At 57.8% G+C, this 23,995-nt stretch carries 24 protein-coding genes; 10 read left to right on the forward strand and 14 right to left on the reverse strand.

Annotated elements, in window-relative coordinates:
* The first annotated feature begins 9 nt into the window (after window positions 1-9).
* The 5 genes from flbD to ABXH05_RS02905 all read left to right on the forward strand — a co-directional run bounded on the left by flbD (window position 10) and on the right by ABXH05_RS02905 (window position 6,102).
* Entirely contained in the window at window positions 10-1,383 is a 1,374-nt protein-coding gene (gene flbD / locus ABXH05_RS02885) for a sigma-54-dependent transcriptional regulator FlbD (RefSeq protein ID WP_353559695.1), read from the forward strand.
* A gap of 43 nt (window positions 1,384-1,426) precedes the next feature.
* Window positions 1,427-3,562, forward strand: coding sequence for a flagellar biosynthesis protein FlhA (gene flhA / locus ABXH05_RS02890; protein ID WP_353559696.1), 2,136 nt, complete (start codon window positions 1,427-1,429; stop codon window positions 3,560-3,562).
* Between the two features lie 17 nt (window positions 3,563-3,579).
* Window positions 3,580-4,746 carry a flagellar biosynthesis protein FlhF gene (locus ABXH05_RS02895; RefSeq protein WP_353559697.1) on the forward strand — a complete coding sequence of 389 codons (1,167 nt, stop codon included), beginning with the start codon at window positions 3,580-3,582 and terminating at the stop codon, window positions 4,744-4,746.
* Window positions 4,743-5,573: a nucleotide-binding protein gene (locus ABXH05_RS02900; protein WP_353559698.1), complete on the forward strand. Its 831-nt coding sequence runs from the start codon at window positions 4,743-4,745 to the stop codon at window positions 5,571-5,573. The genes ABXH05_RS02895 and ABXH05_RS02900 overlap by 4 nt, the downstream gene beginning before the upstream one ends.
* Window positions 5,574-5,775: 202 nt before the next feature.
* Window positions 5,776-6,102 carry a hypothetical protein gene (locus ABXH05_RS02905; protein WP_348138118.1) on the forward strand — a complete coding sequence of 109 codons (327 nt, stop codon included), beginning with the start codon at window positions 5,776-5,778 and terminating at the stop codon, window positions 6,100-6,102.
* Window positions 6,103-6,178: 76 nt separating this feature from the next.
* Here the strand turns inward: ABXH05_RS02905 and fliJ are convergent, their stop codons facing one another.
* Both fliJ and fliI read right to left on the reverse strand, forming a co-directional pair.
* The gene (gene fliJ, locus ABXH05_RS02910; protein WP_348138116.1) at window positions 6,179-6,604 is read right to left on the reverse strand and encodes a flagellar export protein FliJ; all 426 of its coding nucleotides are present in this window, start codon (window positions 6,602-6,604) and stop codon (window positions 6,179-6,181) included.
* 18 nt (window positions 6,605-6,622) lie between these two features.
* Window positions 6,623-7,990, reverse strand: coding sequence for a flagellar protein export ATPase FliI (gene fliI, locus ABXH05_RS02915; protein WP_353559699.1), 1,368 nt, complete (start codon window positions 7,988-7,990; stop codon window positions 6,623-6,625).
* 384 nt (window positions 7,991-8,374) lie between these two features.
* Here fliI and ctrA point away from each other — a divergent pair, with 384 nt between their 5' ends.
* Window positions 8,375-9,082, forward strand: coding sequence for a response regulator transcription factor CtrA (gene ctrA, locus ABXH05_RS02920; protein WP_043949698.1), 708 nt, complete (start codon window positions 8,375-8,377; stop codon window positions 9,080-9,082).
* 89 nt (window positions 9,083-9,171) lie between these two features.
* Window positions 9,172-9,594 carry a DUF1801 domain-containing protein gene (locus tag ABXH05_RS02925; protein WP_353559700.1) on the forward strand — a complete coding sequence of 141 codons (423 nt, stop codon included), beginning with the start codon at window positions 9,172-9,174 and terminating at the stop codon, window positions 9,592-9,594.
* Here the strand turns inward: ABXH05_RS02925 and ABXH05_RS02930 are convergent.
* The 6 genes from ABXH05_RS02930 to ABXH05_RS02955 all read right to left on the reverse strand — a co-directional run bounded on the left by ABXH05_RS02930 (window position 9,591) and on the right by ABXH05_RS02955 (window position 16,295).
* Window positions 9,591-10,487: a CheR family methyltransferase gene (locus tag ABXH05_RS02930; protein WP_353559701.1), complete on the reverse strand. Its 897-nt coding sequence runs from the start codon at window positions 10,485-10,487 to the stop codon at window positions 9,591-9,593. The two genes, ABXH05_RS02925 and ABXH05_RS02930, sit on opposite strands and share 4 nt — an antisense overlap.
* On the reverse strand, window positions 10,487-11,698 hold the full coding sequence (locus tag ABXH05_RS02935; protein WP_353559702.1) for a protein-glutamate methylesterase/protein-glutamine glutaminase: 1,212 nt from the start codon (window positions 11,696-11,698) through the stop codon (window positions 10,487-10,489). The genes ABXH05_RS02930 and ABXH05_RS02935 overlap by 1 nt, the downstream gene beginning before the upstream one ends.
* A gap of 4 nt (window positions 11,699-11,702) precedes the next feature.
* Window positions 11,703-12,068: a response regulator gene (locus tag ABXH05_RS02940; protein WP_353559703.1), complete on the reverse strand. Its 366-nt coding sequence runs from the start codon at window positions 12,066-12,068 to the stop codon at window positions 11,703-11,705.
* Window positions 12,069-12,148: 80 nt separating this feature from the next.
* The gene (locus ABXH05_RS02945) at window positions 12,149-12,652 is read right to left on the reverse strand and encodes a chemotaxis protein CheW (RefSeq protein ID WP_353559704.1); all 504 of its coding nucleotides are present in this window, start codon (window positions 12,650-12,652) and stop codon (window positions 12,149-12,151) included.
* The gene (locus ABXH05_RS02950) at window positions 12,649-15,414 is read right to left on the reverse strand and encodes a hybrid sensor histidine kinase/response regulator (protein WP_353559705.1); all 2,766 of its coding nucleotides are present in this window, start codon (window positions 15,412-15,414) and stop codon (window positions 12,649-12,651) included. Before ABXH05_RS02950 ends, ABXH05_RS02945 begins: the two co-directional genes overlap by 4 nt.
* A gap of 137 nt (window positions 15,415-15,551) precedes the next feature.
* Window positions 15,552-16,295 carry a histidine phosphotransferase family protein gene (locus tag ABXH05_RS02955; RefSeq protein ID WP_353559706.1) on the reverse strand — a complete coding sequence of 248 codons (744 nt, stop codon included), beginning with the start codon at window positions 16,293-16,295 and terminating at the stop codon, window positions 15,552-15,554.
* Window positions 16,296-16,444: 149 nt separating this feature from the next.
* Here ABXH05_RS02955 and cysQ point away from each other — a divergent pair, with 149 nt between their 5' ends.
* Complete coding sequence (gene cysQ / locus ABXH05_RS02960; RefSeq protein WP_461496169.1) at window positions 16,445-17,272, forward strand: 3'(2'),5'-bisphosphate nucleotidase CysQ; 828 nt, start codon at window positions 16,445-16,447, stop codon at window positions 17,270-17,272.
* 12 nt (window positions 17,273-17,284) lie between these two features.
* Here the strand turns inward: cysQ and ABXH05_RS02965 are convergent, their stop codons facing one another.
* From ABXH05_RS02965 to ABXH05_RS02980, 4 genes are all read right to left on the reverse strand, one after another.
* Window positions 17,285-18,058, reverse strand: a complete 774-nt coding sequence (locus ABXH05_RS02965; RefSeq protein WP_353559708.1) for a Crp/Fnr family transcriptional regulator — start codon at window positions 18,056-18,058, stop codon at window positions 17,285-17,287.
* 560 nt (window positions 18,059-18,618) lie between these two features.
* The gene (locus ABXH05_RS02970) at window positions 18,619-19,005 is read right to left on the reverse strand and encodes a YdbL family probable chaperone protein (RefSeq protein ID WP_353559709.1); all 387 of its coding nucleotides are present in this window, start codon (window positions 19,003-19,005) and stop codon (window positions 18,619-18,621) included.
* A 26-nt stretch (window positions 19,006-19,031) separates the two neighbouring features.
* Window positions 19,032-19,268 (reverse strand): YnbE family lipoprotein, encoded by a 237-nt coding sequence (locus ABXH05_RS02975; RefSeq protein WP_353559710.1) that lies wholly within the window; start codon window positions 19,266-19,268, stop codon window positions 19,032-19,034.
* A 96-nt stretch (window positions 19,269-19,364) separates the two neighbouring features.
* Complete coding sequence (locus tag ABXH05_RS02980; RefSeq protein ID WP_353559711.1) at window positions 19,365-21,815, reverse strand: intermembrane phospholipid transport YdbH family protein; 2,451 nt, start codon at window positions 21,813-21,815, stop codon at window positions 19,365-19,367.
* Window positions 21,816-22,030: 215 nt separating this feature from the next.
* On the opposite strand from ABXH05_RS02980, the gene ABXH05_RS02985 reads away from it, so the two are divergent.
* Both ABXH05_RS02985 and ABXH05_RS02990 read left to right on the forward strand, forming a co-directional pair.
* On the forward strand, window positions 22,031-22,564 hold the full coding sequence (locus ABXH05_RS02985) for a Rap1a/Tai family immunity protein (protein ID WP_353559712.1): 534 nt from the start codon (window positions 22,031-22,033) through the stop codon (window positions 22,562-22,564).
* A 58-nt stretch (window positions 22,565-22,622) separates the two neighbouring features.
* Complete coding sequence (locus tag ABXH05_RS02990; RefSeq protein WP_353559713.1) at window positions 22,623-23,195, forward strand: DUF1134 domain-containing protein; 573 nt, start codon at window positions 22,623-22,625, stop codon at window positions 23,193-23,195.
* An 87-nt stretch (window positions 23,196-23,282) separates the two neighbouring features.
* Here ABXH05_RS02990 and ABXH05_RS02995 read toward each other — a convergent pair whose 3' ends face one another.
* A complete protein-coding gene (locus tag ABXH05_RS02995; RefSeq protein ID WP_353559714.1) occupies window positions 23,283-23,540 on the reverse strand; it encodes a hypothetical protein in 258 nt (85 codons plus the stop codon).
* A 148-nt stretch (window positions 23,541-23,688) separates the two neighbouring features.
* Window positions 23,689-23,934, reverse strand: a complete 246-nt coding sequence (locus ABXH05_RS03000; protein ID WP_353559715.1) for a hypothetical protein — start codon at window positions 23,932-23,934, stop codon at window positions 23,689-23,691.
* Window positions 23,935-23,995: the final 61 nt, after the last annotated feature.

The following is a 23,995-nucleotide window of genomic DNA, read 5'->3' on the forward strand; positions in this document are numbered from 1 at the left end:
GCCAACCCCATGCGTTTGCTTATTGTAGGTAGCCTCAACGGCCAGCTCACCACCGCCACAAAGATGGCGATGGAGACAGGTGCCAAAGTTGCCCAGGTCGACAACGGCGAACTCGCCATGGACGCCCTGCGTGCCGGTCAGGGTGCTGACCTGTTGATGGTGGAAGTCTCCAACGACATTGGCTGGCTGGCAGCACAGTTGCAGGCAGAGCGCATCGCCCTGCCGATCGTGGCCTGCGGCCTGGGCTCAGACGCCCGCGCCGCCGTCAACGCCATCCGCGCCGGTGCCAAGGAATATGTGCCCCTGCCGCCGGACGCCAAGCTCATTGCCGCGGTGCTGGAAGCTGTCGCCGACGACACACACGCCCTGATCTACAAGGACGACATCATGGCGGATGTCATCCGCCTTGCGGACCAGATCGCCCCGTCTGATGCCTCAGTCCTCATCACCGGTGAAAGCGGTGTGGGTAAGGAAATCATGGCGCGCTATGTCCACCGCCACTCGGCACGCAAGGACAAACCATTCATCTCCGTCAACTGTGCGGCCATTCCTGAGAACCTGCTCGAGTCAGAACTCTTCGGCCATGAGAAAGGTGCCTTCACCGGCGCCGTCTCCCGCCGCATCGGCAAGTTCGAAGAAGCTGAAGGCGGTACTTTGCTGCTCGACGAGATCTCCGAAATGGATGTGCGCCTGCAGGCCAAGCTTCTGCGTGCCATTCAGGAACGCGAGATCGACCGTGTCGGCGGCAACAAGCCCGTCAAGGTCAACATCCGCATCCTCGCCACATCCAACCGAGACCTTGCAACAGAAGTCCGCAACGGCACTTTCCGCGAAGACCTTCTCTACCGCCTCAACGTGGTGACCCTGTTGATCCCCGCTCTGCGCGAACGCCCTGCAGACATCATGGAACTGTCAGAGCACTTCGTGAAGCGCTACGCAGACGCCAATGGCGTGCCTGCACGCCCGCTGTCAGACAGTGCCAAATCGCACCTGGTTCGCCAGCACTGGGCCGGCAACGTTCGTGAGCTGGAAAACACGCTCCACCGCGCCGTGCTTCTGGCCAATGGCGATGAGATTGACGTGGACGCCATCCGCCTGCCGGACGGTTCCCGCATTGATCAGACGGTCGCCGTTTCGTCCAGCGATCCCGCATCACGCGCTGCTCAAGTGGCCGAGACTGTCAGCCGCAACCTTGTGGGCATGACTGTTGCCGACATGGAACGCGACCTGATTCTCAACACGCTGGATCATTGTCTGGGCAACCGGACGCACGCCGCCAACATTCTGGGCATCTCCATTCGCACCCTGCGCAACAAGCTCAACCTCTACACCCAGCAGGGTGTATCGGTCGCAGCCCCGGGCGAAGCCCGGATCGCCGGTTAGTCCTTTCAAGTAACGCCTAAAGTATCCGGAACGCATACGCGCAATGTCAGACGCAGCACCAACAACACCACCGGCAGGCGGAGGCCTCTTTGGAGGCCTGACCCTGGGCGGCATTGGCAATGCCATTGGCGCGCGCTCCGAGCTGGCACTTGCTGCCGGCGTGTTGACCATCATTGTGGTCCTCATCCTGCCGATGCCCAGCTGGATGCTGGACTTTGCCCTCGCCATCTCCATCACCTTCTCGGTGCTGGTCATGATGACGGCCCTCTTCATCAAGAAGCCGCTTGAATTTTCGTCCTTCCCGACCGTGCTTCTGATAGCCACCATGCTGCGCCTTGCGCTCAATCTGGCATCCACAAGGCTGATCCTCTCTCAGGGCCATGAAGGCACCCACGCTGCCGGTGCTGTGATCGAGGCTTTCGGCAACTTCGTGATGCAGGGCAACTTCGTCATCGGCATCATCGTTTTCGCCATCCTGGTCATCGTGAACTTCGTGGTGATCACCAAAGGCTCCGGCCGTATCGCTGAAGTCGCTGCCCGTTTCTCCTTGGACGCCATGCCCGGCAAGCAGATGGCCATCGACGCTGATCTGTCCGCCGGCATGATCGACGAAGACACAGCTCGCCGCCGCCGCTCGGAGCTTGAGTCCGAAAGCGCGTTTTACGGCTCCATGGACGGTGCCTCCAAATTTGTGCGTGGCGACGCCATCGCCGGTCTGCTGATCACCTTCATCAACGTTATTGCCGGTGTCATCGTCGGTGTCGCCCAGATGGACATGTCATTTGCGGACGCCTCCGCCACCTATACGCTTCTGACAGTAGGCGATGGTCTGGTCAGCCAGATCCCCGCCCTCATCGTATCCATGGCTGCCGGTCTTCTGGTGTCCAAGGCCGGGGTGGACGGTGCTGCAGACGAAGCGCTTTTTGGCCAGCTTTCCGGCTATCCCCAGGCGCTGGGCATGTCATCCGGCGTCATGGTCGTCATGTCTCTTCTGCCTGGCATCCCCATGGTGCCGTTCCTGCTGCTGGCGGGGATAAGTGGCGCCGCCGCCTGGTTCCTCACCAAGGGGGCTGAAAAGAAAATCGCCGACGAGGAAGCAGCCGTCGCCGAAGCCGCCGCACAGGAACAGGCCGCGCCTGTTGAAGAGCCGATCTCCACAGCACTCGCAATGGATGAGCTTCGCCTTGAGCTTGGTTTTGGTCTGCTGCCCATGCTGGAAGGCGATGGCGAAGGCCATTCCCTGACCGAACAGGTCAAAGCCCTGCGCCGTCAGGTGGCTCAGGATATGGGCTTCGTCATGCCGTCCCTGCGCATCCTCGACAACATGCAGCTGGATTCAACGTCCTACGTCATGCGCGTCAAGGAAGTGGAAGCCGGTGCTGGCATTCTCTATCCCGATCGTCTCATGGTTATGGACCCCCAGGGTGGCCCCGTGGACCTGCCCGGCGAGCACACAACCGAGCCGACCTTCGGCCTGCCCGCCACTTGGATCGATCATACCCAGCGCGAAGAAGCATCCTTCCGCGGTCTCACTGTCGTGGACCCGGCAACCGTGCTCACCACGCACATCACCGAAATCATCAAGGCCAACATGGCCGAGCTTCTGTCCTACGGCGAAGTACAAAAGCTGCTGGACGACATCGGCGGCGACAATCAGAAACTGGTGGAAGACCTTGTGCCGGATCGCGTTTCCGTCACCACCATCCAGCGCGTCCTGCAGCAGCTGTTGACCGAGCGTGTTTCCATCCGCGATCTGCCGACCATTCTGGAATCCATTGGCGAGGCTTCAAGCCATACCCAGAGCGTGACCCAGATCGTCGAGCATGTGCGCACCCGCCTTGCGCGTCAGATCTGCCACACCAATCAAAGCTATGCCGGCTACCTGCCGCTGATCGCCCTGTCACCGGAATGGGAAGACGCGTTTGCAAATTCTCTTATCGGCAATGGCGAAGACAAGCAGCTGGCCATGCCGCCGAGCGATCTTCAGAACTTCATCCAGTCCCTGCGCATGGCCTTCGATCAGGCCGCTGCATCCGGCGATGTTCCCGTGCTTCTCGTCAGCCCCGGCAACCGCCCCTATGTGCGGTCCGTTGTCGAACGTGTAAGGCCACAGACTGTCGTCATGAGTCAGGCAGAAGTTCATCCCCAGGCGCGTCTCAAGACGCTGGCCCAGATTTAAGGCGGGCCTGGTAGAGTATGCGTCTTCGTCGATTTAAAGCCCCCAGCATGCGCGAGGCCATGGCCCGCGTCCGTGACGAGCTGGGCGAAACCGCCATCATCGTCTCCAGCGAAGAACTGGAAACTGGCGGCGTGGAAGTCACAGCCGTCAATGAACGGCGCGGTGATACCCGCGACACCGAACCTGAAACCGTCAGCCCCGTGCGCAATCAGCTTGAAATGCGTCTCAAGGCCCGCCTGCGCGGTGAAGCAAAAGCATCACAAGCGGCAGCCCTGAACACAGATACCACTGCGACTCTGGGTCTGACGTCCACTGACCTCTCAACCGTTCTGAATGACCATCGCGTGCCAGAAGCTCTGGCGGACCGCCTGCTTCAGGCTGCTTCAGCGCACGAAAATGACGATGCCCAGGCCGCTCTTGCCCACAGCTTTGGTATCGCGCTTGATTTCCAGCCCATCGGCGAACAGCTGCCCGGCTCCATCATGCTTATCGGTGCGCCGGGTGCTGGCAAAACCGTAACAGCCGCCAAGCTGGCAGCCCGCGCGGTCCTTGCCGGTCAGCAGGTGGACATCATTACGGCGGACGCCGTGCGCTCAGGTGCCCTTGCCCAGTCAAAAGCCTATGCCGACGTGCTCAATCAGGACGTTGCCGAAGTACGCGGAGCGGATGAACTTGCCTTGATGCTCGACACCCGCGCTGAACTCGGTCGCAACCGCCCCTGCATCATCGACACGCCTGCCACCAATCTGCATGACCGTGCAGAGCTGGATCACACAGCCCGCCTCGTTCAGGCCTGCCGCGGCACTGATGCAAACAGCACGGTGGAACCCATCGGCGTCATTGCCGCCGGCGGCGACATCGAAGACATGGCGGAAGCAGCACAGTTCTTTGCGCAGCTCGGCTGCCGCCGCGTCATCATCAGCCGCACGGATGCCACCAAGCGACTTGGCGGCGTGATGGCCGCCCTTGCGACTGCCCGCCTCGCCGTCGCGGAATTTGGCATCAAGCCCTATCTGGCTGGTGGCCTTGTGGCAGCAACGCCTTCACGCCTCGCTCACATGACCCTCACAAAATCCACCACCAGCGCGCCGCAGCCGGCAGTGCTGCCGCGCCGCGCCTCCGCTTCAGTCACCCCCCTCGCCGGTGTATCTCCCACCGGCAGCACGGAGCCCACATCCGCATGAGTACGCAACCCTCCACCACAGCGGCACCTGAAAAAGCCCGCCGTAGTCAGACCATCATCACCGTCGCGTCCGGCAAGGGCGGCGTCGGCAAGACCATGGTCTCCACCACACTGGCGCACAGCCTTGCCTTTGCCGGTGAGCGCACTTTGCTTGTGGACTGCGACCTGGGCCTCGCCAATGTGGACGTGCAGCTGGGCATTATGCCCGAACACGACCTTGCAAGCGTCGTCGCCGGCACAACCGCATTTGAAGACGCCACCATTCGTGTCAGCAGCGACGACAGCGCGTCGGCGCGTGGCGCCTTTGATGTCATCGCGGGTAGTTCTGGATCCGGCAATCTGGGTGCACTGGCCCGCACCGAGCTTGCCCGCCTGCGTCAGGGTCTGACATTGATTGCCGCTCACTATGATCGTGTGATTGTTGATCTGGCCGCGGGCGTTGATCCCGCCGTCACCATGTTTGCATCCATCGAAGGACCAACCCTTGTGGTGGTTACCGATGAGCCGACCTCAATCACAGACGCCTATGCCTTCATCAAGGTCGCCTCAATGACACCGCGCGACGACGGCACTGCCGCCGACATTCGGATTGTCGTCAACATGGCGGAGACAATTGAAGCCGGCCGCAAAACCTATGAAGCCCTGTCACGGGCCTGTGGAAACTTCCTCGGGATCACGCCGCCCCTGGCGGGAATCGTACCGCGCGATACAGCCGTCCGCGATGCAGTTCGACATCAAACGCCCCTGCTGACACGTAGCCCGAATGCCAAAGCCGGTGCAGCAATCGCCAAGATGGCTGACGGCATCCGCGCAGGCTCAGCCAAATAGCGCCCGCACAAACGCCTGTTTTCTGTCGGTTTTCGTCCGCGGTAACTGCTTTTGTGGCACACCGGCCACACCGTCTGTGCAAACCCTCTCGATACGCGTAGTCTTTCGACATCATTCGTGAGCCCGGTCACACGCTTGATAAAGAACCGGGCCATGGTGATGGGAACGTCGGAGGACATGAACCTAAAGGGGGGGTTCTTTAATGGAAGACGCTTTGCAGTTGGTCCAGCCCGTGCTGGACTTCTTTGCCGCTGGCTTCAATCAGGTAAATGCGATTCAGGGGATTATCATCGGTGTGCTCGCAGCATTCGTGCTGCGCCAGTACTCTCGCATTCTGGTTATCAGCTTTGTAGCTACACTTGTTCATCTTGTTGTTGATACCGCTCTGCCGGTCATTCGGGGAGCGGAACTTAAACTGCCGCCTCTCGCAGATCTGGAATGGTGGAAGTATGTGCTGCTGCTCTATGTCGGTTACCTGGTCGTCATCACGGTGATCTACATACTCAAGAAGATCCTGATCCGCGGATAGGATCAGCACCTAGAACAAACAAAAAGGCCGCTGCACTGACGCAGCGGCCTTTTTCATTTGTAAGACGCTTTGAGCGCTAGCCGATTTCAGCAGCACCACGCCCATGCATGTTGATGGCTATCTCGTCGAGGTCAGCCTGCTCCCGGCGGCGGGTTTCAGCCTTGGCCCGGCTACGCGCACTCTCATCCACAAGCTCAACCTTCTTGAGGTCTTCAAACGCTTCCGTCAGCTTTTCGCGTTCCGCATCCACCTGGCGCGACAGCTCACTGATGGACTGCGCCAGATTATCCCGGCGCATGGACGCGTATTTGGCGTAAGTCGGATAGGCATAATGCGCCTCGTCCGAAATACCGGCCTTCTTCTGCTCGTAGCGCACACGCTTTTCGAGTTCTTCCTCCTCACGGCGGAAGTCATCAAGCATCTGCTCCAGATCGGCCACGCGCCGCTGGATTTCCTCTACCTGAAACCGCTGCACGCGGATCAATGATGTACGGGACTTCATGTCACTTCCCCCAAGTGCTTACTGCCCTGCATGACCGTCTTCCATCTCAACGTCAGCTACCTCTGGCGGCTGAGCGGTGTTCAAAATTCCATCGAGCATCCCAAAGCCATCCGCCAGCGGCGTGGCTTCGCCCTTGCGCTGAGACAGGAACGCGTCAAAGTCCGGCATCAACCGAATGGCCTCGTCCACCAGCGGGTCAGCCCCACGGCGATAAGCACCGATGCGAATGAGCTCTTCCATGTCCGTATGCGCAGACATCAGCTCCCGCGCACGGCGCACAAGCGCAAATTCTTCTTCAGACTGGCAATGCGGCATGGTCCGCGACACCGACTTGAGAACATTGATCGCCGGGTAGCGCCCCCGCTCGGCAATGGCGCGCTCCATGACGATATGACCATCCAGAATGGACCGCACGGCATCCGCCACCGGCTCATTGTGGTCATCGCCTTCAACCAGCACCGTAAAGAGCCCGGTAATGGACCCTGAGCCAACACGGCCAGGACCTGCGCGTTCAAGCAGGCGCGGCAGTTCTGAGAACACGGTTGGTGTATAACCCCGCGTCGTGGGTGGCTCTCCACCAGACAGACCAATCTCACGTTGCGCTGTGGCAAACCGCGTCAGGCTGTCCATCAGGCACAGGGCATCAAGCCCGTGATCCCGGAAATATTCTGAAAGCGTCATGGTGAGGTAGGCTGCCTGACGGCGCATCAAGGCGCTTTCATCTGACGTTGCAACCACAACAACGCTGCGGGCGAGACCTTCCTCACCCAGATCATCTTCAATGAATTCCTGAACTTCGCGGCCACGTTCCCCGATAAGCCCAATCACGGACACATCAGCAGACGAATAGCGCGCCAGCATCGACAGCAGCACGGACTTACCAACGCCGGAGCCCGCAAAAATGCCCATGCGCTGGCCACGGCATGTGGTTGCAAAGGCGTTGAGGGCGCGTACACCCAGATCAATCCGCTCACCCACCCGTGCACGATCATGTGCCGGCAGCGGCGTTCCCTTGAGCGCGTAGGGCACACCGCCCTGCGCAATAGGGCCTTTGCCATCAATTGGCTCGCCCATGGCATTCACCACACGACCAAGCCAGGCCGGTGATGGGTGCATAATCGGTTCAGCTGATTCAAACTTTGCAGGCGCGCCCATCCGCAGGCCTTCAATGGCGGCAAACGGCATCGCCAGAGCACGATTTTCGCGGAAACCCACAACCTCGCAGGGCACGGCCACATCACGGGCGCCAGGCACAACCACACGGCTGCCAAGGCTGAGCGATGTCAGCGGGCCTTCAAGCTCCACCATCAACCCACGCACAGCGGCCACAGTGCCATACTGTTCAACAGGCGACAGACGCTCGATTTCAGCAAGAAGCGGCTTCATAGGGTCTCACAAACTCTTTGACCGGTGCCTTCCAAGAGGAAAAAGCAAACCGGTGATGAGCAAGTGTGCCGCCAAGCCGATTAAGGGCTGGTAAACCCTATCAACCAGTTACGTAAAATTTCCAAATTCGCTGTTCAAATGGCCCGATAAGAAAAAGTGTTGCGCCAAGATGACCCAAAACACACGGAATTCCGGGCATCACTGAAAGGCTTTGGCAATGGGCATTAAAAAAAGCTGACGCCGTTAAGCTTTGTTAACCATTTGATCTTAACGTCCATACAGGGATTAACTGGGGTATCGGCGAATCACCTGATTTTCCGATCCGATATGGCACAGCAGGCCCAACGTCATAGGGCCGACGCCGCTTGAAGGGGGAGCAAGGACATGCGGGTTCTTCTCATCGAAGACGACAGCGCAACGGCCCAGAGCATCGAACTGATGCTCAAGTCGGAAGGCTTTAACATCTACACCACAGATCTGGGCGAAGAGGGCATCGACCTCGGCAAGCTCTATGATTACGACATCATTCTGCTGGACCTGAACCTGCCGGACATGTCGGGCTATGAAGTGTTGAAGACGCTTCGCCTTGGCAAGATCGGCACACCGATCCTCATTCTCTCCGGCATGGCCGGCATCGAGAACAAGGTTCGCGGCCTGGGCTTCGGCGCCGACGACTACATGACCAAGCCGTTCCACAAGGACGAGCTGGTTGCCCGCATCCACGCTGTGGTGCGTCGCTCCAAGGGTCACAGCCAGTCCGTCATTCGTACGGGTCGCCTGACCGTCAACCTCGACACCAAGACCGTTGAAGTTGAAAACCAGCGCGTTCACCTGACCGGCAAGGAATACCAGATGCTGGAGCTGCTCTCGCTCCGCAAGGGGACGACCCTGACCAAGGAAATGTTCCTCAACCACCTTTATGGCGGAATGGACGAGCCGGAACTCAAGATCATCGACGTGTTCATCTGCAAGCTGCGCAAGAAACTCGCAGCCGCAACGGGTGGCGAGCACTACATCGAAACAGTCTGGGGCCGTGGCTACGTTCTGCGCGATCCAGTCGAGGAAGAAGTCGCGGAAGCCGCAACCGCCTAACACCTCCTCACTTCGGGACACACCAAAAGGGCGCCTGCTTCAAGCAGGCGCCCTTTTTCTTTGCTGATATGTCCCCTAGCCTGCCTTTCATGGCCGAGCTGAAAACCAAGCCCACCAAGCAAAGCGTCACGGCGTTCATAAAGACCGTGGAGTCAGAGCGACGGCGTACCGAAGCGAAAGTGCTGATGCAGATCATGCGCCGCGTGACCGGCAAGCGCCCGGTCATGTGGGGCCCCTCCATCATCGGCTATGGCAAATACCACTATGTCTATGAGTCAGGACGCGAAGGCGATTGGATGGTGACGGGCTTCAGCCCCCGCAAAAGCGCGATGACGGTCTATCTGATGGCCGGATTTTCCGACAAGCAGAAGCTACTCGCCAAGCTCGGCAAGCACCGCACATCCGTAAGCTGTCTATACATCAACAAGCTTGACGACATTGATCTGGATGTCCTGGAAGAAATGATCACCCAGGACGTCGCTCTCATGCGCACAAAGTACAAGACCGCTTAAGCGGTTTTGCTTAGCCCTGCAGAAAGCGGCTGACGAGCAGGTGCAGCAGGAGTTGCGGCAGGTGACCCAGCTTTGGCCGTGTACACCTCAGGATTGCGAGCGTAGAGCCCGCGAGATCCCGGCACCGGCTTGAAAGCATCAGTGATACCAACAACAGTTTCGGCAGCACCAAGCAGGACACACCCGTCTTCCGGCAGCATGTCAGCCATCCGTTCCAGCACCATTTTCTTGGTGGGCTGATCGAAGTAGATCAGCACATTGCGACAGAAAATGATGTCAAACTTGCCAAGCGCTGTCAGCGGCTCCAGCAGGTTGTTTTCCTTGAAAGTCGCCATGCTGCGGATCTTTGTATCGATCTGCCAGCTTTCACCAATCTGCTTGAAATATTTCATCAACAATTGGATCGGCAGACCGCGCTGAACTTCAAACTGCGTGTACATGCCCTCACGTGCGCGTTCCAGAACTTCGCGTGACAAATCCGTGCCAAGAAGTTCGAAGTTCCAGCCCCTTGCAGCCGCGCAATCATTGATCAGCATGGCAAGCGAATAGATCTCCTGCCCTGTCGAGGCAGCAGCACTCCAGATACGGACCTTGCGCTGCGGCCGGTTAGCCAGCATGTGCGGCAGAACCGTATTGGTGAAGAGATCAAACGGCGTTTTGTCGCGAAAGAAGAATGACTCATTCGTCGTCATCGCTTCAGTTACGTCAGCCGCGAGGCTTCCATTGGCATCCGCGCGCAGTGCCTTGACCAGTTCCGGGATTCCCCCCAGTTCAGCCTTGCGGGCAATCGGAGTCAGGCGGCTTTCAAGCAGATAGGTCTTGTCGCTGGACAGAACCAGACCGGACCGCTTACGCACCAGATCAGATAGAAACTCGAATTCTTCGGGTGTCATTATCGCCTCCCGGCAAACTGGCGAGAGATCGCCGAACTAATCTGGTCCAAAGGATAAACAGCAGCGCAGATACCCGCTGCTGCGCAGGCTCCCGGCATGCCCCAGACAACACTTGTTGCTTCATCTTGTGCGTAGATCGTGCCGCCAGCGTCCGCAATGATGCGGCCTCCGTCACGGCCGTCATGGCCCATACCCGTCAGCACCACACCCAGGGTGGCGGGGCCAAACAGCTTGGACACACTTTCAAACATCGGGTCCACAGCGGGCCGACAGAAATGTACAGGTGGTTCCTGATCAAGCTTGATCGCCACACCGGGCCCGTCCTTGCACAACCGCATGTGATAGTCGCCAGGGGCCACATAGATGTGGCCTGCCTGCAAGCGCTCTCCATCTTCGCCTTCCTTAGCCGGAAGACCCGAAAGCCTCCCCAGCTTCTCAGCAAGGATTTTGGTGAAAGATGGCGGCATATGCTGCGTAATGACAACAGGTACAGAGCTGATCGCCGGACCGATTTTCTCAAACACATCAAACAGCGCCTGAGGGCCACCCGTTGATGAGCCGATAGCAAGAATGCGGGGCGGCACACTGGACGCCTTGCGCACTTCAATCTTGTCTGGTGTAGGTCCCAACAAAGCAGCCGAACGCGTTGCAGTCGGTGTTGCTGTCTTGGCAGAGCTGCCAGCACCGGCACCCGGCCCCATCATCCGCTGCGCCGTCCTACCAAGAGCTTTTGCCTTGGTCAGCAGTTCACGGCGAAACTCTTCAGACCCGGCAATGCCACGAGCGCTATCAGGCTTGGGAACATAATCCGTTGCCCCCAAAGACAGCGCCTTGACCGAAATATCTGCATTCCGAAGCGTCAGTGTCGACGCCATGATCACCTTGGTACCTGGTGACCCCGCAAGAATGCCGGGCAGAGCCTCAAGCCCATCCATTTCCGGCATCTCGATATCGAGGACCACAACATGCGGCTTTACCTTGCCGACCTGGTCCACGGCCTGCTTGCCATTGGAACACGATCCGGCCACTTCAAGACCGTCCGTTTCTTCAATCCAGCGCTTCACAAGCCCACGAATGACGGCACTGTCATCAACAACCATGACCCGAACAGCATTTTCTGCGGAGCCAGATGTGACTGCCCCCGTGCCTGTGCTTGTCCTGGCCGCAGAAGCGGTAGACGGATTGCGAGATATGGTTGTCGACTGATCCATGAAGCTAGACCAGACCTGCTTCAGCAAACTTCGCCTGTACGATATCGCGATCGAACGGCTTCATGATGTACTCATTGGCACCCGCGTTGATCGCTTCACTGATGTGCTGCATGTCATTTTCCGTCGAGCAGAAAACAACAACAGGTGCATCACCGCCATCGCGCTTGCGAAGAGCGAGCAGAAAATCCAAACCGTTCATGACCGGCATGTTCCAGTCCAGAAGGATGGCATCCGGCATCTTGGTATCGCACGCATCAAGCGCAGCAGACCCATCAGCGGCTTCTTCAATGTTGAAGTTCATTTCTTCAAGAATACGGCGCGCGACTTTTCGGATCACACGGCTATCGTCCACAACGAGACACGTCTTCATGGAGTTTCAGGCCTTCTGCTTGATCACCACAGCAATGCAGCTGCGGATGAATAATGAGATTCGTTAGCTCCGCCGGGCCCTTAGGCCGCGACAGATGCGCTTTGCAGTTCCAGAGCCTTCGACACGTCCAGCACCACCATCAGATCGTTTTCCAGGCGGTGAACACCGCTGGAAACCTGCTGCCAGCGAGGGTCAAGATTTGCCGGGCTGCGTTCTACATCCTGTGCCTGAAGGCTTAATACTTCGCCTACGCTATCGACCATAAGTCCGAAGGCTTCTCCGCCTTCTTCAATGCCGACAGCCATCCGGGACGCGCCTTCCTCATTGGTCGGCAGACCAAGCCGGATGCGCATATCAATCGCCGTGACGATACGACCACGCAGATTGAGGACGCCACGGACTTCCGGCACGGACAAAGGCACGCGTGTCAGAGACTGCACTTCAAATACGTCCTGCACCACTGTCACGGGAATACCGAAGAGCTGCTCACCGACAAACACGGTGATGTACTCCACAAGATTTCCATCAAGATGGATAAGGCTGTCGGCGCGATCGATCAGACCGTTGTTATCTTCCGCACTCATGCCACTGCTCCTTCGTTCTGAAGTGTTTCACGCAGGACATCAATGAGCCCATCGCGATCTGTCTTCGCCACATAGTCCGAGAACCCGACATCGTGTCCGCGCTGAATATCTTCACGCGAGGTACGCGACGACATGGCAACAATTGGTGTGGTGCCCCACGCAGCATCGTTCTTCACGGCTTCAGCGAAGTCGAAGCCATCCATGCCAGGCATCTCAATGTCGCTGACAATGATATCGAAGCGAGCACCTGCATCACGCAGCTGGAAAGCATCATGGGGGTCAGCAGCTGTTGTGACCCGATACCCGGCAGCATTCAGCAATGGTGCCAGCATGTTGCGGAAGAACGGGCTGTCATCCACGAGCAGCACCCGCTTGGACGTTGGCTCATCTGAACGATCACCGTCAGCGCGCGCAAACCAGTCCTCGAATGCCAGTGTCAGGAAGTGGCCGACATCAATAATCTCGGTCGCCTTGTCACGCACAATCGCGCTGCCGAGCATGCCCGGCGTTTCGGACGTAATGTCCATATCGAGCGGCGCTTCGATAACGTCAACGATTTCGTCAACCACAAGGCCCATCGAGCGGCCGTCATCGGTGAACACCAGGATCGGCTGACGACCCTCTGTCACCATTTCCTGATCCGATGACACTTTCTGCAGCGGCATCAGTTTGCCGCGATACTGAACCACCGGTTTGTGGTCAGACATCTCAATCTCGTCAACGACGACTTCCTCGAGGCGCGTCACAAGAGACAGCGGCACTGCCTTGGGCTCGCCACCACCTGCACGGAAGATGAGAAGTGAGGTATTTTCGTTATCCAACAGATGACCATCCAGTTCCGGACCATCTTCCAGCTGAGCAGCCACCTCTCGGCTGACGCACTGCGCGATGCCGTTTGGATCGATGATCATGATGACACTGCCGTCACCCAGGATAGTGTTGCCGGAGAACATGTTGATGTCCCGCAGCATGGAAGCTGACGGCTTCACAACAATTTCCTCGGTGTCGAAGACCGTATCCACAACAATACCGAACTGTGCCGGGCCGACCTGGGCCACAATCACGAAGCTTTCGCTACGCTCTGCTGTTGGCAGCGGTACATTGCCGTCTTCGTCCGGCTTGCGGTTCTTGTTGAGCAGCAACAGTTCATCAAGATAGACCAGCGGCAGCAAATTACTGCGCAAACGCAGAACAGGCGTGTCGTTGATCTTCTCAATCCGCGCCTCGGAGTCAGCCTTGGCACGCACAAGCTCGACAACGGCAAGCTGCGGAATGGCAAAGCGCTGTGCGCCTGATTCAACAATCAGGGACGACACAATTGCCAGTGTCAGTGGGATCTTGATTGTGAATGTCGTGCCCTTGCCAGACACCGATACCAGATCAACATTACCGCCGATCAGCTCAATGTTGGTGCGCACCACATCCATGCCCACGCCACGGCCGGATACGTTCGTCACAGCGGCAGCTGTAGAGAACCCGGCTGCAAAGATGTATTTGTGGATCTGCGCTTCGGTCTTCTCTTCAAGCTCGGCTGCCGTGGCAATGCCGTTCTCAATGACCTTCTCGCGAATACGATCCGTATTGAGGCCATGCCCATCATCTTCAATCTGAATAATGATGTGTCCGCCTTCATGATAGGCGCGCAGGGTGACCTTGCCGGTTTCCGACTTGCCAGCCGCAAGACGGGCATCCGGCATTTCCAGTCCGTGGTCAGCAGAGTTGCGGACCATATGCGTCAGCGGATCCTTGATCAGGTCAAGAACCTGACGGTCCAGTTCCGTGTCCGCACCTTCCATGTTGAGCTCGATCTTCTTCCCAAGCTCGTTGGACAGATCGCGAATGATACGCGGCAGCTTCTGCCAGGCATTGCCGATCGGCTGCATCCGCGTTTTCATCACGGCTTCCTGCAGCTCGGCTGTCACATTGGACAGACGCTGCAGAGGTACCTTGAATTCTGAATCATCAAGACGGCGAACCATCTCAAGAAGCTGGTTCCGAGACAGCACAAGCTCAGACACCATGGTCATGAGGTTTTCCAGCGTGTCCACATTCACGCGGATGGACTGGTTGGCAACGGAAGACTCCCGTGCTGTTGCCTCTTCAGCCTTTGGTGCCGCCTTGGCAGCAACGGGCTTGGCAGCTGCCGGTTTCGCCGGAGCTGCTGCAGCAGGTTTCGCGTCTTCGACCGGTGCTTCCACAGCCGCGTCTTCAGCTTCAGCCTCAGGAGCAGCAGCTGCTGCATCTTCTGGACCTTCCGCTTCCTGGAAAGCGCGCTCAAGTTCATCAAGAGACACTTCGCCGGGCTTCAGTTCGCGCTCAAGTTCCTTGACCTCAATAGGGGCTTCTTCTTCAGCGGCAGCTTCTGCAGCAGGCTCACCACCGGCTTCAGCTGCAATCGAGAAGGCTTCAAGCTGCGAGATCAGGTCTGAGTCATCACCAGCCGGTTCAGTCTCATTGGCTTCGAGTTCGCCGAGGATCTCTTTAATCCGGTCAAGCGTATGAAGAATGATGGTCACGCCGTCGCCGGTTACTTCAGCGCCGTCACGATATTTGCCCATCAGTGTTTCAGCAGCGTGTGCCAGTGCTTCCAGGCGCGGCAGTCCCAGAAATCCGCAAGTGCCCTTGATCGTGTGCACCAAGCGGAAGATGTTCGACAGAATGGCCTCGTTATTGGGATCCTGTTCGAACTTCACAAGTTCGACGTCCACAACATCAAGGCTCTCAAAAGTTTCTGTCAGAAACTCGCGTAGAAGGTCGTCCATGGTTCCCCACCCCGGAAAAACTGGGCGCGTCCCCTAAACGGGATAGCGCCTGATAGTTTCGGAGTGTTAGCGGGAAACATTAAAAACAGGTGAAATAGCGTGCGATGTCGGTAACCACACAACCCATAGGTGTGTAATTACCCAATCATGCCATCGTCCACGGTGGCATTCGGGCCATAGCTGATGGCGAAGGTAACTGGCCCTTCCTCCATGGCCTGCTCGACTTTCAGGGACGCATCCAACTGTTTTCCAAGCAAGCCAATCAAATAAGGCTGGATGGCCCGGCTGTCAGGCAATCCGTCAAACTTGTCGCCCTCAGCCAGATTTGAGTGTTCAGGAATACGCGCCCGCGGCCCCGTGGCAACGATCACCATGCCCTCATTACCATTTTCAACAATGATATTGAGTTCGCCGCCACGCGGAACCGCGCCGGTCGCGAACTGAAGCAAATTCATTAACAGTTTCAGCCGCGTCTTGTGCAGGGCTGCTGGTTTGGTGTCCCACGCCAGCGTAATCCGTCCGCCTTCCATCAGGCCTTCAGCCGCCCGGCGGGCATCAGCGATTTCGATATGGGCGCCGGCTGAACCGGAAGCCCCGAAAGCAAGCCGCGCAAACTGGAGTTTTGCAGACGCCTGCAGCGCACTTTTGGCAATCAGGATCAGGGCGTGTTCACGCATTTCCTGATCTTCTTCTTCCTCAAGCACTTCAAGACCATTGACGATGGCCCCAACGGGGCTGATTACGTCATGGCAAACGCGTGAACAAAGAAGAGCTGCAAATTCCAGCTGATCCGGGCCATCAGTTTCGCCTGCTCCGGGTCCTGAGCCAGATCCTGAGCCAGCACCAGCAGTATTGTCGTTCGTTGCAAATTCGCCCGTCATTACGCTGTTTCTCCTGCACCGTTCCGGCATTGGAACCGAATCACCATGTCCAATTTTTGATACACTTCGCAGACCGATCGTGCAAAGAAGAGTGCCCTTCCCAACCGTGTTCTACGTCGTGCACGGCGGAACTATCCCGCCCCTTCAACGTGCGAATTCCAGACAGATCGAGCCCGCCTGTGCCTGACACTTCATTGCTGACCGAACTCACAGATATCTCCATCGACGCCGGCGCGCGCATCATGACCCTGTATGAGCGCCCCATCAAAGTGACCGAAAAAGACGATAAATCCCCGGTTACGGAAGCGGACCAGGCCGCCGAGGACATCATCCTCGCCCGGCTCGCCAAAGCATTTCCCGATATTCCTGTCGTGTCTGAAGAAGCAGCCGCTGCCGGCCATGTGCCCGATTTCGGCGACCGGTTCTTTCTGGTGGACCCCTTGGACGGGACCCGCGAATACATCAAGCGCAACGGTGAGTTCACCGTGAACATCGCCCTGGTGGAAAAAGGCGTGGCAACAGCAGGCGTTGTCTACGCGCCGGCCAAGTCACTTCTCTATGCCGGAGCCAACGATCTGGGTGCGCACGAAATCAAGGTCGATGCGCACAAGCCAGCCGACGCTGATGCGCCGCGCACCATCACAACCCGGACAATGCCTGCTGATGGACTGGTGGCAATCGCCAGCCGCAGCCATCGCGATCAAAAGACGGAAGAATTTCTCAACCACTACAACGTGCGTGACATTGTGACGGCAGGGTCTTCGCTGAAGTTCTGTGTGGTGGCGCGTGGTGATGCGGACATCTATCCCCGCCATGGTCGCACCATGGAATGGGATACAGCAGCAGGCCATGCCGTGCTCACCGCAGCAGGCGGTACGATCACCCGGCTGGATGGAACCCCGTTTCTATATGGAAAAAGTGCGGACGGGCTCGCAAACCCGTTCTTCATCGCCAAAGGCGACCCATCAGCGTACTAGCAGGCAGTCCCGCTAGGCTCCATCACCGGCGGCAATGGCTTCCATCATATCAAGGTCACTGATTTCGACCCGGTTGCCCTCTTTGAGGGTGATGACACCACTGGTCTTCAGCTTGGTGATCGACCGGCTCACAGTTTCAACTGTCAGACCCAGATAGTCCCCCATGTCACTTCGACTCATGGGGACGCGCACCGGATTGGCTTCTTCACCGCGATCATCGGACCTGCGGGACAACCAAAGCAGAAAAGACGCGATGCGTTCCTGGGCCGTCTTGCGGCCCAACAGCAGCATCTGCTCCTGCGCGACGGCCAACTCCATGGACGCCAGGTTCAACAGCCGGTTGGAAAGCTTGGGGTAGGTATCAATCAGCTCCTGCATCTTTTCAGACGGCAGCGAACATGCCCGGACCGGTTCAAGCACCTCTGCCGTATAGCCATACTCAGCAGCTGGGTTCATGCCCAGAAAGTCACCCTTGAAAAGAAACCCGGTAATTTGCCGACGTCCGTCTGGCAGCAGCTTGTAGAGCTTCAAAGCCCCCGCCTGCACGATGAAACAGGCCCCCACGGAATCGCCTTCGAAAAACAGCGTTTCACCAGCCTCATACGTATTGGTCTGCGTGAGTTTCGCCAGACCACCAAGCTCATCATCAGTCAAAACCGCGCACACAGCCTGGGTGCGTACGTCGCAGCTCACACAGGGGCTGGACGCATCTCGCGGCAGCGCAGGTGAATATCCTGCGGTTTCTGCAACTTCACTTAGCCCGGCATCGCCTGAAAAATCCGGCATTAGGCACACCACGAATATAGGGTTTTGTACAAATGATCTAAGTCAAACCTACCGTGGTCACTGCCTTGTGGGCAAGCAACGCCAATTGCCACACGTGGCAGCACGGCTCTGGCATCTTGGTAGGACTGAACATTTTGAAAAGTGGCCGGCGGCGGCCTCCCAAATAGCCCCCCGACAGTTTGGGGGCCGCGCCGGCCTGACCGCCTCACATGGCCCGCAAAAGCAGGCCCGCGAGGGGACAGAACTGCATTTTCGGGCTACATCCAGGCTGCCAGAGGAGCAGTAAGAAGCAGAAAACCCGATATGCGTGCTGCGCGCTCCATGTGTCCCGAAACGCCAGCACCCACATAGCTGCAACGCCCATGCCGATTGCCCAAAGCCTCACCTGCAGCCCGGCAAGGCGCAGCAAACAAGGCAAATACCGGGTCTGTGGAGAAATTTATGTGTGTGTTGTCCAGCCAGTCAGCTGGACGTCTGCCAAGATGAGGCACCCGGACCGTCCCAATTTGGGACGGTCGTCATTGGCCACCGCCCGGTTTTATCCGGGCCCGGGGCAAACGCTATTTGCGCCGCCAGCCCGAACCATCATTCACATACTGCCCGGCAGGCGCCTGCCCAACCAGCTTGCTTCCCGCCAGCTGCTCAACAACAGAAAGAGACGTACCCTGCGAGGCTGCGATCTGACCGTACTGGGCCTTGCGGCCAAGGTTGACCCCGTCACCCAGCTGCTTGACGGCAGCCGATGGCGCTGAGGGATACCCGACATAACCGGTCGACATTTCACCGACCACGCCTTGTGCCTTGGCCTCATCGAGCGTCAGAGCATAGGCAGGAGAAAACGCTGAAAATGCAAGCGCAAGCAGGACAACAAGGCCGGAAAGCAGGGCAAAGCGGTGAAGCTGTGATGCCGACTGACTGCGCGAACGGGCTATGGAAAGTGCGGTCATGTTTTTCATCTCTCGCATAACGGCTCCTAGAATAGGTCCGGATTGTTGGCAAACAGATCATCAAGTTCACGGTCAACCTTGATGCGGATTTCCTGCTCAATTTTTACATTGAGATTGATCTCAATAGGCTTGTCGGGCGCCTGCACCTGAATGGTGGGCGTGCAAGCCGCAACCCCAAGCGCCAGCAAGCCAGCAATCACTGGCAGCCGTCGACCGGCACTCTGGCGGAAAAACACGTCTGCATTGCTCTGCGCATTGCTCATTGAACCAACCTGCATTCTGTCATGTGTGTCATTTAAGGTCCGCGTCGCTGAACCCTGTATGAACGGCCTACCCGGTGTAGGCAACTTTCCATGAGCTTACGGCTCCGGCCCCACACGCTCAACACTAAGCCCGTCCAGGTTTTCCTTGCCGGTCACCACGTCAAGCGCCCTGAAGCCAACGGTACCGCGCCTCAGAAGGTCCAAAAAGGCCCCCTGGGTGCTGATGTTGAGATGCACCGGATAGCCCTCAAGCAAATCCGGGTTCGCACCCTGAAGCGTGATTTTAAGCGTCAGTTCACCATCAACAGGCCCATCAATCTCGAGGCTCAAGACCTGAAAATGAAAGTTCTCCAGCGCCTGAAACGCGATATTCGCGCCTTCAGCGGTTTGACCCGCCGCATCGGTGCTCGCATTTTGATACCGGACAACGCCTCCTGGTTCAGCTGCAAGTTTCGCCTGCGTGACATAGACCGACCCGTCGCGAATTTCGATTGGGACCGCGCCGCCCAAAACGCCTTCGCCCGAAAGCCCCTCCATCTCCACCAGATTGAGAAGCTCCGTCAGATTGACACTCAAGGCGGCAAGTTCAGCCCGTTGAACATCCGCACGCGTATTGAGCGCACCCGAAGTAAGCACGAGTTGGCCGCCAGCAAACGGCCATTGCGCATTCTCGATGATGACATCGCCGCCCCCTTCAACCCGCACCAGCGCAATGCCGCCTGCAAGGGGAAGTCCGGCATCCAGAACGCCAATCGAGACCGCTTGCGTGCCGCGTGTGCGAACCGGAACAAGACTGGAAAACTCTATGTCACCGGAGACCTGTGCAAATCGTGCCGCCGAGGCCTGAAGCCCGACATTTACAAGCTCTGTTCGCGCCGACGACCGCCGCACACCGGTATTGTCCCACGCAATAGTACCACTGGCTGAAACCTCTCCGGATACGGCAGCCACAACCCCCAACAGCACCGGCGCAAGCTCCTGTGGCTGCAGTCCATCCTCTGCAAACGCCAAAGGCCCGGCCTTGAAATCAAGCTGCCCCTCACCGGAGGCAAGGCCATGACTGAGAGTGGCACTTGTCAGAACAACGCCGGCCGGCGTCTTGATGGTGACAGGGCCCTTAAGGCGGCTGGCCAGCAATCCATCTTCGCCAAGACCATCAAGCGACAGGGAAGCTGTTGCCTCGATAGCGGCAAACCGCTTGGCAGCCTGTGTATCGGTCACCCGCACACGATCGATATCCAGACGTCCAAGCTGTCCAGAACCGCCCGGCGCCACGGTAACGTCGGCAGATATGTTTTCCAGACGCAGGGCCTGTTGCGGCAACGCAAGATTGCCACCCTTTACCGCCATCGACGCAACAACCTGACCATCTGTACCCTGACGAATTGTAGTATCCATCTGCGGCAACACACCGTTGAGCGTGTCAGCGAGTTCAATACGGGCGGGCATCAGACTGAAATCTGACCGCAGCAACGTCGAAGCAACATCAATACTGAGCACAGGGTGTGCCGCTGCGGGGCAGAGCTGCAAGTCTTCCAGTTTCCAGACAGCATCTGCCGCCGCCTTCAAGGCAATCGGCATGCACTGGCGCAGGGAGAAGGAACCCGAACCCTCTTCAAGATCAAAACGCGCAGTCAGATCAACCGGCGCAGAAGCATATGTGACAGGCAGCGGCTGACCTGAATGCTCTACAAATGTCAGGTCGCCTGCGATGGTTGCGTCTACACTCCCCGCCTCACCCAGGCGCATCGCGGCATTGACATCCGACAGCGAGATCTTCCCGGGAAGTCGGTCATGGTCGCTTTCAAGAGTGAAAGACGTAAGGCGCAGCGCCTGACCGTCCACATCACTCGTGGCATCTATCCGCCCACCGCCGCTTGCAAGATCACCACTCAGGCGAAGATCAAAACCGGAAACCAGAGCTGATGTGTCTGCGGCAACATCAAGAAAACCATCAAGGCCGACCTCAACGTCTCCGTCAGGCGTCGCCAGAAAGAGCGTTCCGTTACTTAGATCCACCCGATCCAACGGCACCGCTGTCTGTTCCGTCGCCGTCGATGGGTCGCCAGGTGTCGTCAGTCGATCAATGAGTGGATTGAGAGCACCAAAGTCCGGGGCGCCATCAACCAGCCGTCCGCGGAGAACCAGATCGCGCAAAGACACGGTGCCGATGCGCCCTGCCCACAGGTCCACGGGTGTGTAGGTGAGGTCAATCCGGCCAACAGACAGCGTGTCATCTGCCTCACCACCACGACCCACGGTCACATTTGAAAGCGTCGCCTTGCGCCAGTTGATCTCGTCAAACTGCAGATCAAGGCCCACAAGCCCCAAGTCTGCAGCCGCTGACAGCACAATAGGACGCGCCAGCGACGGCAGATAATGAACAACGCCCGCAATCCCAAGCGCCAGGACTAGGAAAAGCCCCAGCACCCACCAGCGAATGCGCCTCAGGACGCTATGACGCGGCTGTTTGGCTTCTTTTGCGGGGCCTTTGTCCTCCGCAGAAGAATGGCCGCTGGAAGTAATCTGGTCGTCTTCCGAGGTCATAGCCGAATTAACCACTTGCCTTATTGATGCCAGAGACAGCCATTAGTCACTGAACATCACATTTACCTCATGCACAAATACGGCATGTACAAGAAGCTGCCCGCACGATATCGAGAACACAGAAGAAAAGTCGCCCTTATACAAGGTGGCATTCCGCAGCAGCACAACGAGAACCAACTGACCGCCTGCGGCCAGATCTGAGGAAACCAACGACCATGAAGATTTTGTCTCTCCTGCGCTCATCAGCCAGCGCCGCATCTGCTCCAAAGACATCAGGTGCCCTGACATGCGCAGTGGCTGCCGCCGTAACGGCATTTTTCCTCATGCCGCAGCCAGCAAATGCGCAATGGGTTTCCACAAAGGAGCTGGTGGACAACTTCTGCGAAAACGAAGCCGCGGAAGAATCAGCATTCTGTGCCGGGTATGTGGCAGGCGCGCTGCACGTGCTTATGGCCCCCCCGGAGCTTATGCCGACCGGTCAGTTCTGTATCGAAGTCGACAAACAGCCAAAGCTGAGCGCCATTGCGGATCGCCTCACGACCCTGCGCAAGGAACAGCCTGAACTTGAAGGCACACCAGCGTTCACCGTGATTGCCGCCATCATTGAACGCGGTTTCCCCTGCCCTGAGGATCTGTTGGACCCCAATGCGCCCTCTGTTCAGCAGCCCGCTGCACAGGCACCAGCACCTGCAACCCCTCAGGAACCAGGCACGCCATCTGATCTCTTTGGACTGCCATCATCTGAGTAAGCGATCCGTAAAACAGGCCAGCGCTTACCTGCTTGCTGGCAACATGGAGGACACGGCTATGGACTTCCTGAAGACTGCAATAGCAATGCCCGCAATGGTTTTGGCGTCGTTCCTGTTTCTCACAGCACCCGCTGCCGCTGAGACCAATGGCACTTACTCTGAAGATGAAATCGTCCAGGCGGTACGTGGCTTCTTCGGCGACGTATCGGAAGACATGGCCAAGGCTGTCAGCAAGGTCTTCGCGGATCAGGGCCGCCCCAACGCCTACATCGTCGGCGAAGAAGGCTCAGGCGCCATAGGTGTTGGCCTGCGTTATGGCAGTGGCAGCATCCACATGAAACCGGGCCGGGTTCAAAAGGTCTACTGGCAGGGTCCGTCCATTGGCTGGGACCTTGGCGGCAACGCCTCAAAAGTGTTCACCCTCGTCTACAACCTGCCGAACATTGACGGCATCTATCGCCGCTTCCCCGGTGTTGAAGGGTCGCTCTACGTGATCGGCGGTGTAGGTGTGAACTATCAGCAGGCGGGTGACGTAATCCTTGCACCCATGCGCGCTGGCGCTGGCCTGCGCGCGGGTGCCAATGTCGGGTATCTCAGCTACACACGCGAACGGCGCATCCTGCCCTTCTAGGCTTGAGTCCCTATTCAAACTGAAAACGCCGGCCTCTCAAAAAAGAGCGTCGGCGTTTTTCATGTCTGCTGACATATCCCAGTCCGCTTACTCGTCTTCGTAGTCCTGCTCGTCAGGCGCATAAGCCTCGTCGTCTTCCTCGATGGTCTCGTCAAAGGTTTCCACGACGATGCCGGAATCAAACGCCCCTTCAATCATCACGTCTTCTTCGATGAACATATCATTGGTGAAAAAGCTGCCGTCCTGCGCCAGGGCTGAACCGCCCACGGCCACCGCAGCGACGACGCCAAAAATCAGCCCACAGAGTTTTGGCGAAGTCTGCCCAACGCCCAACACTCGCTTCATACCGGGTTCCGCCCAAATCCATTTAGACCCAATTTCACACGCCCGATTGTGCGCCAAAACGTATGAACAAAAAAAGGGCGCTGATGCAATGCCCTCAGCGCCCTCTTCAAAATCAGCATTGATCCTGATGCTGCGACCAGAAAACAGCCTACTCTTCGTAGTATTCTTCGATGATTTCTTCTTCGTAGGTTTCCTCGATGATCTCTTCTTCGTAGGTTTCCTCGATGATTTCTTCCTCATAAGTCTCCTCGATGACCTCCTCGTAGGTCTCCTCGATGATGACTTCTTCTTCGTAATACTCTTCTGCCTGTGCCGGGCTACCCAGCGAAACAGTCCCGAAAGCCAGGCCAACGGCAGCAGCCGCGGCAATGCCAAATGATGGTTTGAATGACATGCAATATTCCCCTGTGTCACAAATTGTTTGCAAAACAAGTTGACCCCATGTTTTCGCCCAG

Origin of the sequence: Pyruvatibacter sp. HU-CL02332 (assembly GCF_040362765.1) — a bacterium.
GTDB lineage: Bacteria > Pseudomonadota > Alphaproteobacteria > CGMCC-115125 > CGMCC-115125 > Pyruvatibacter.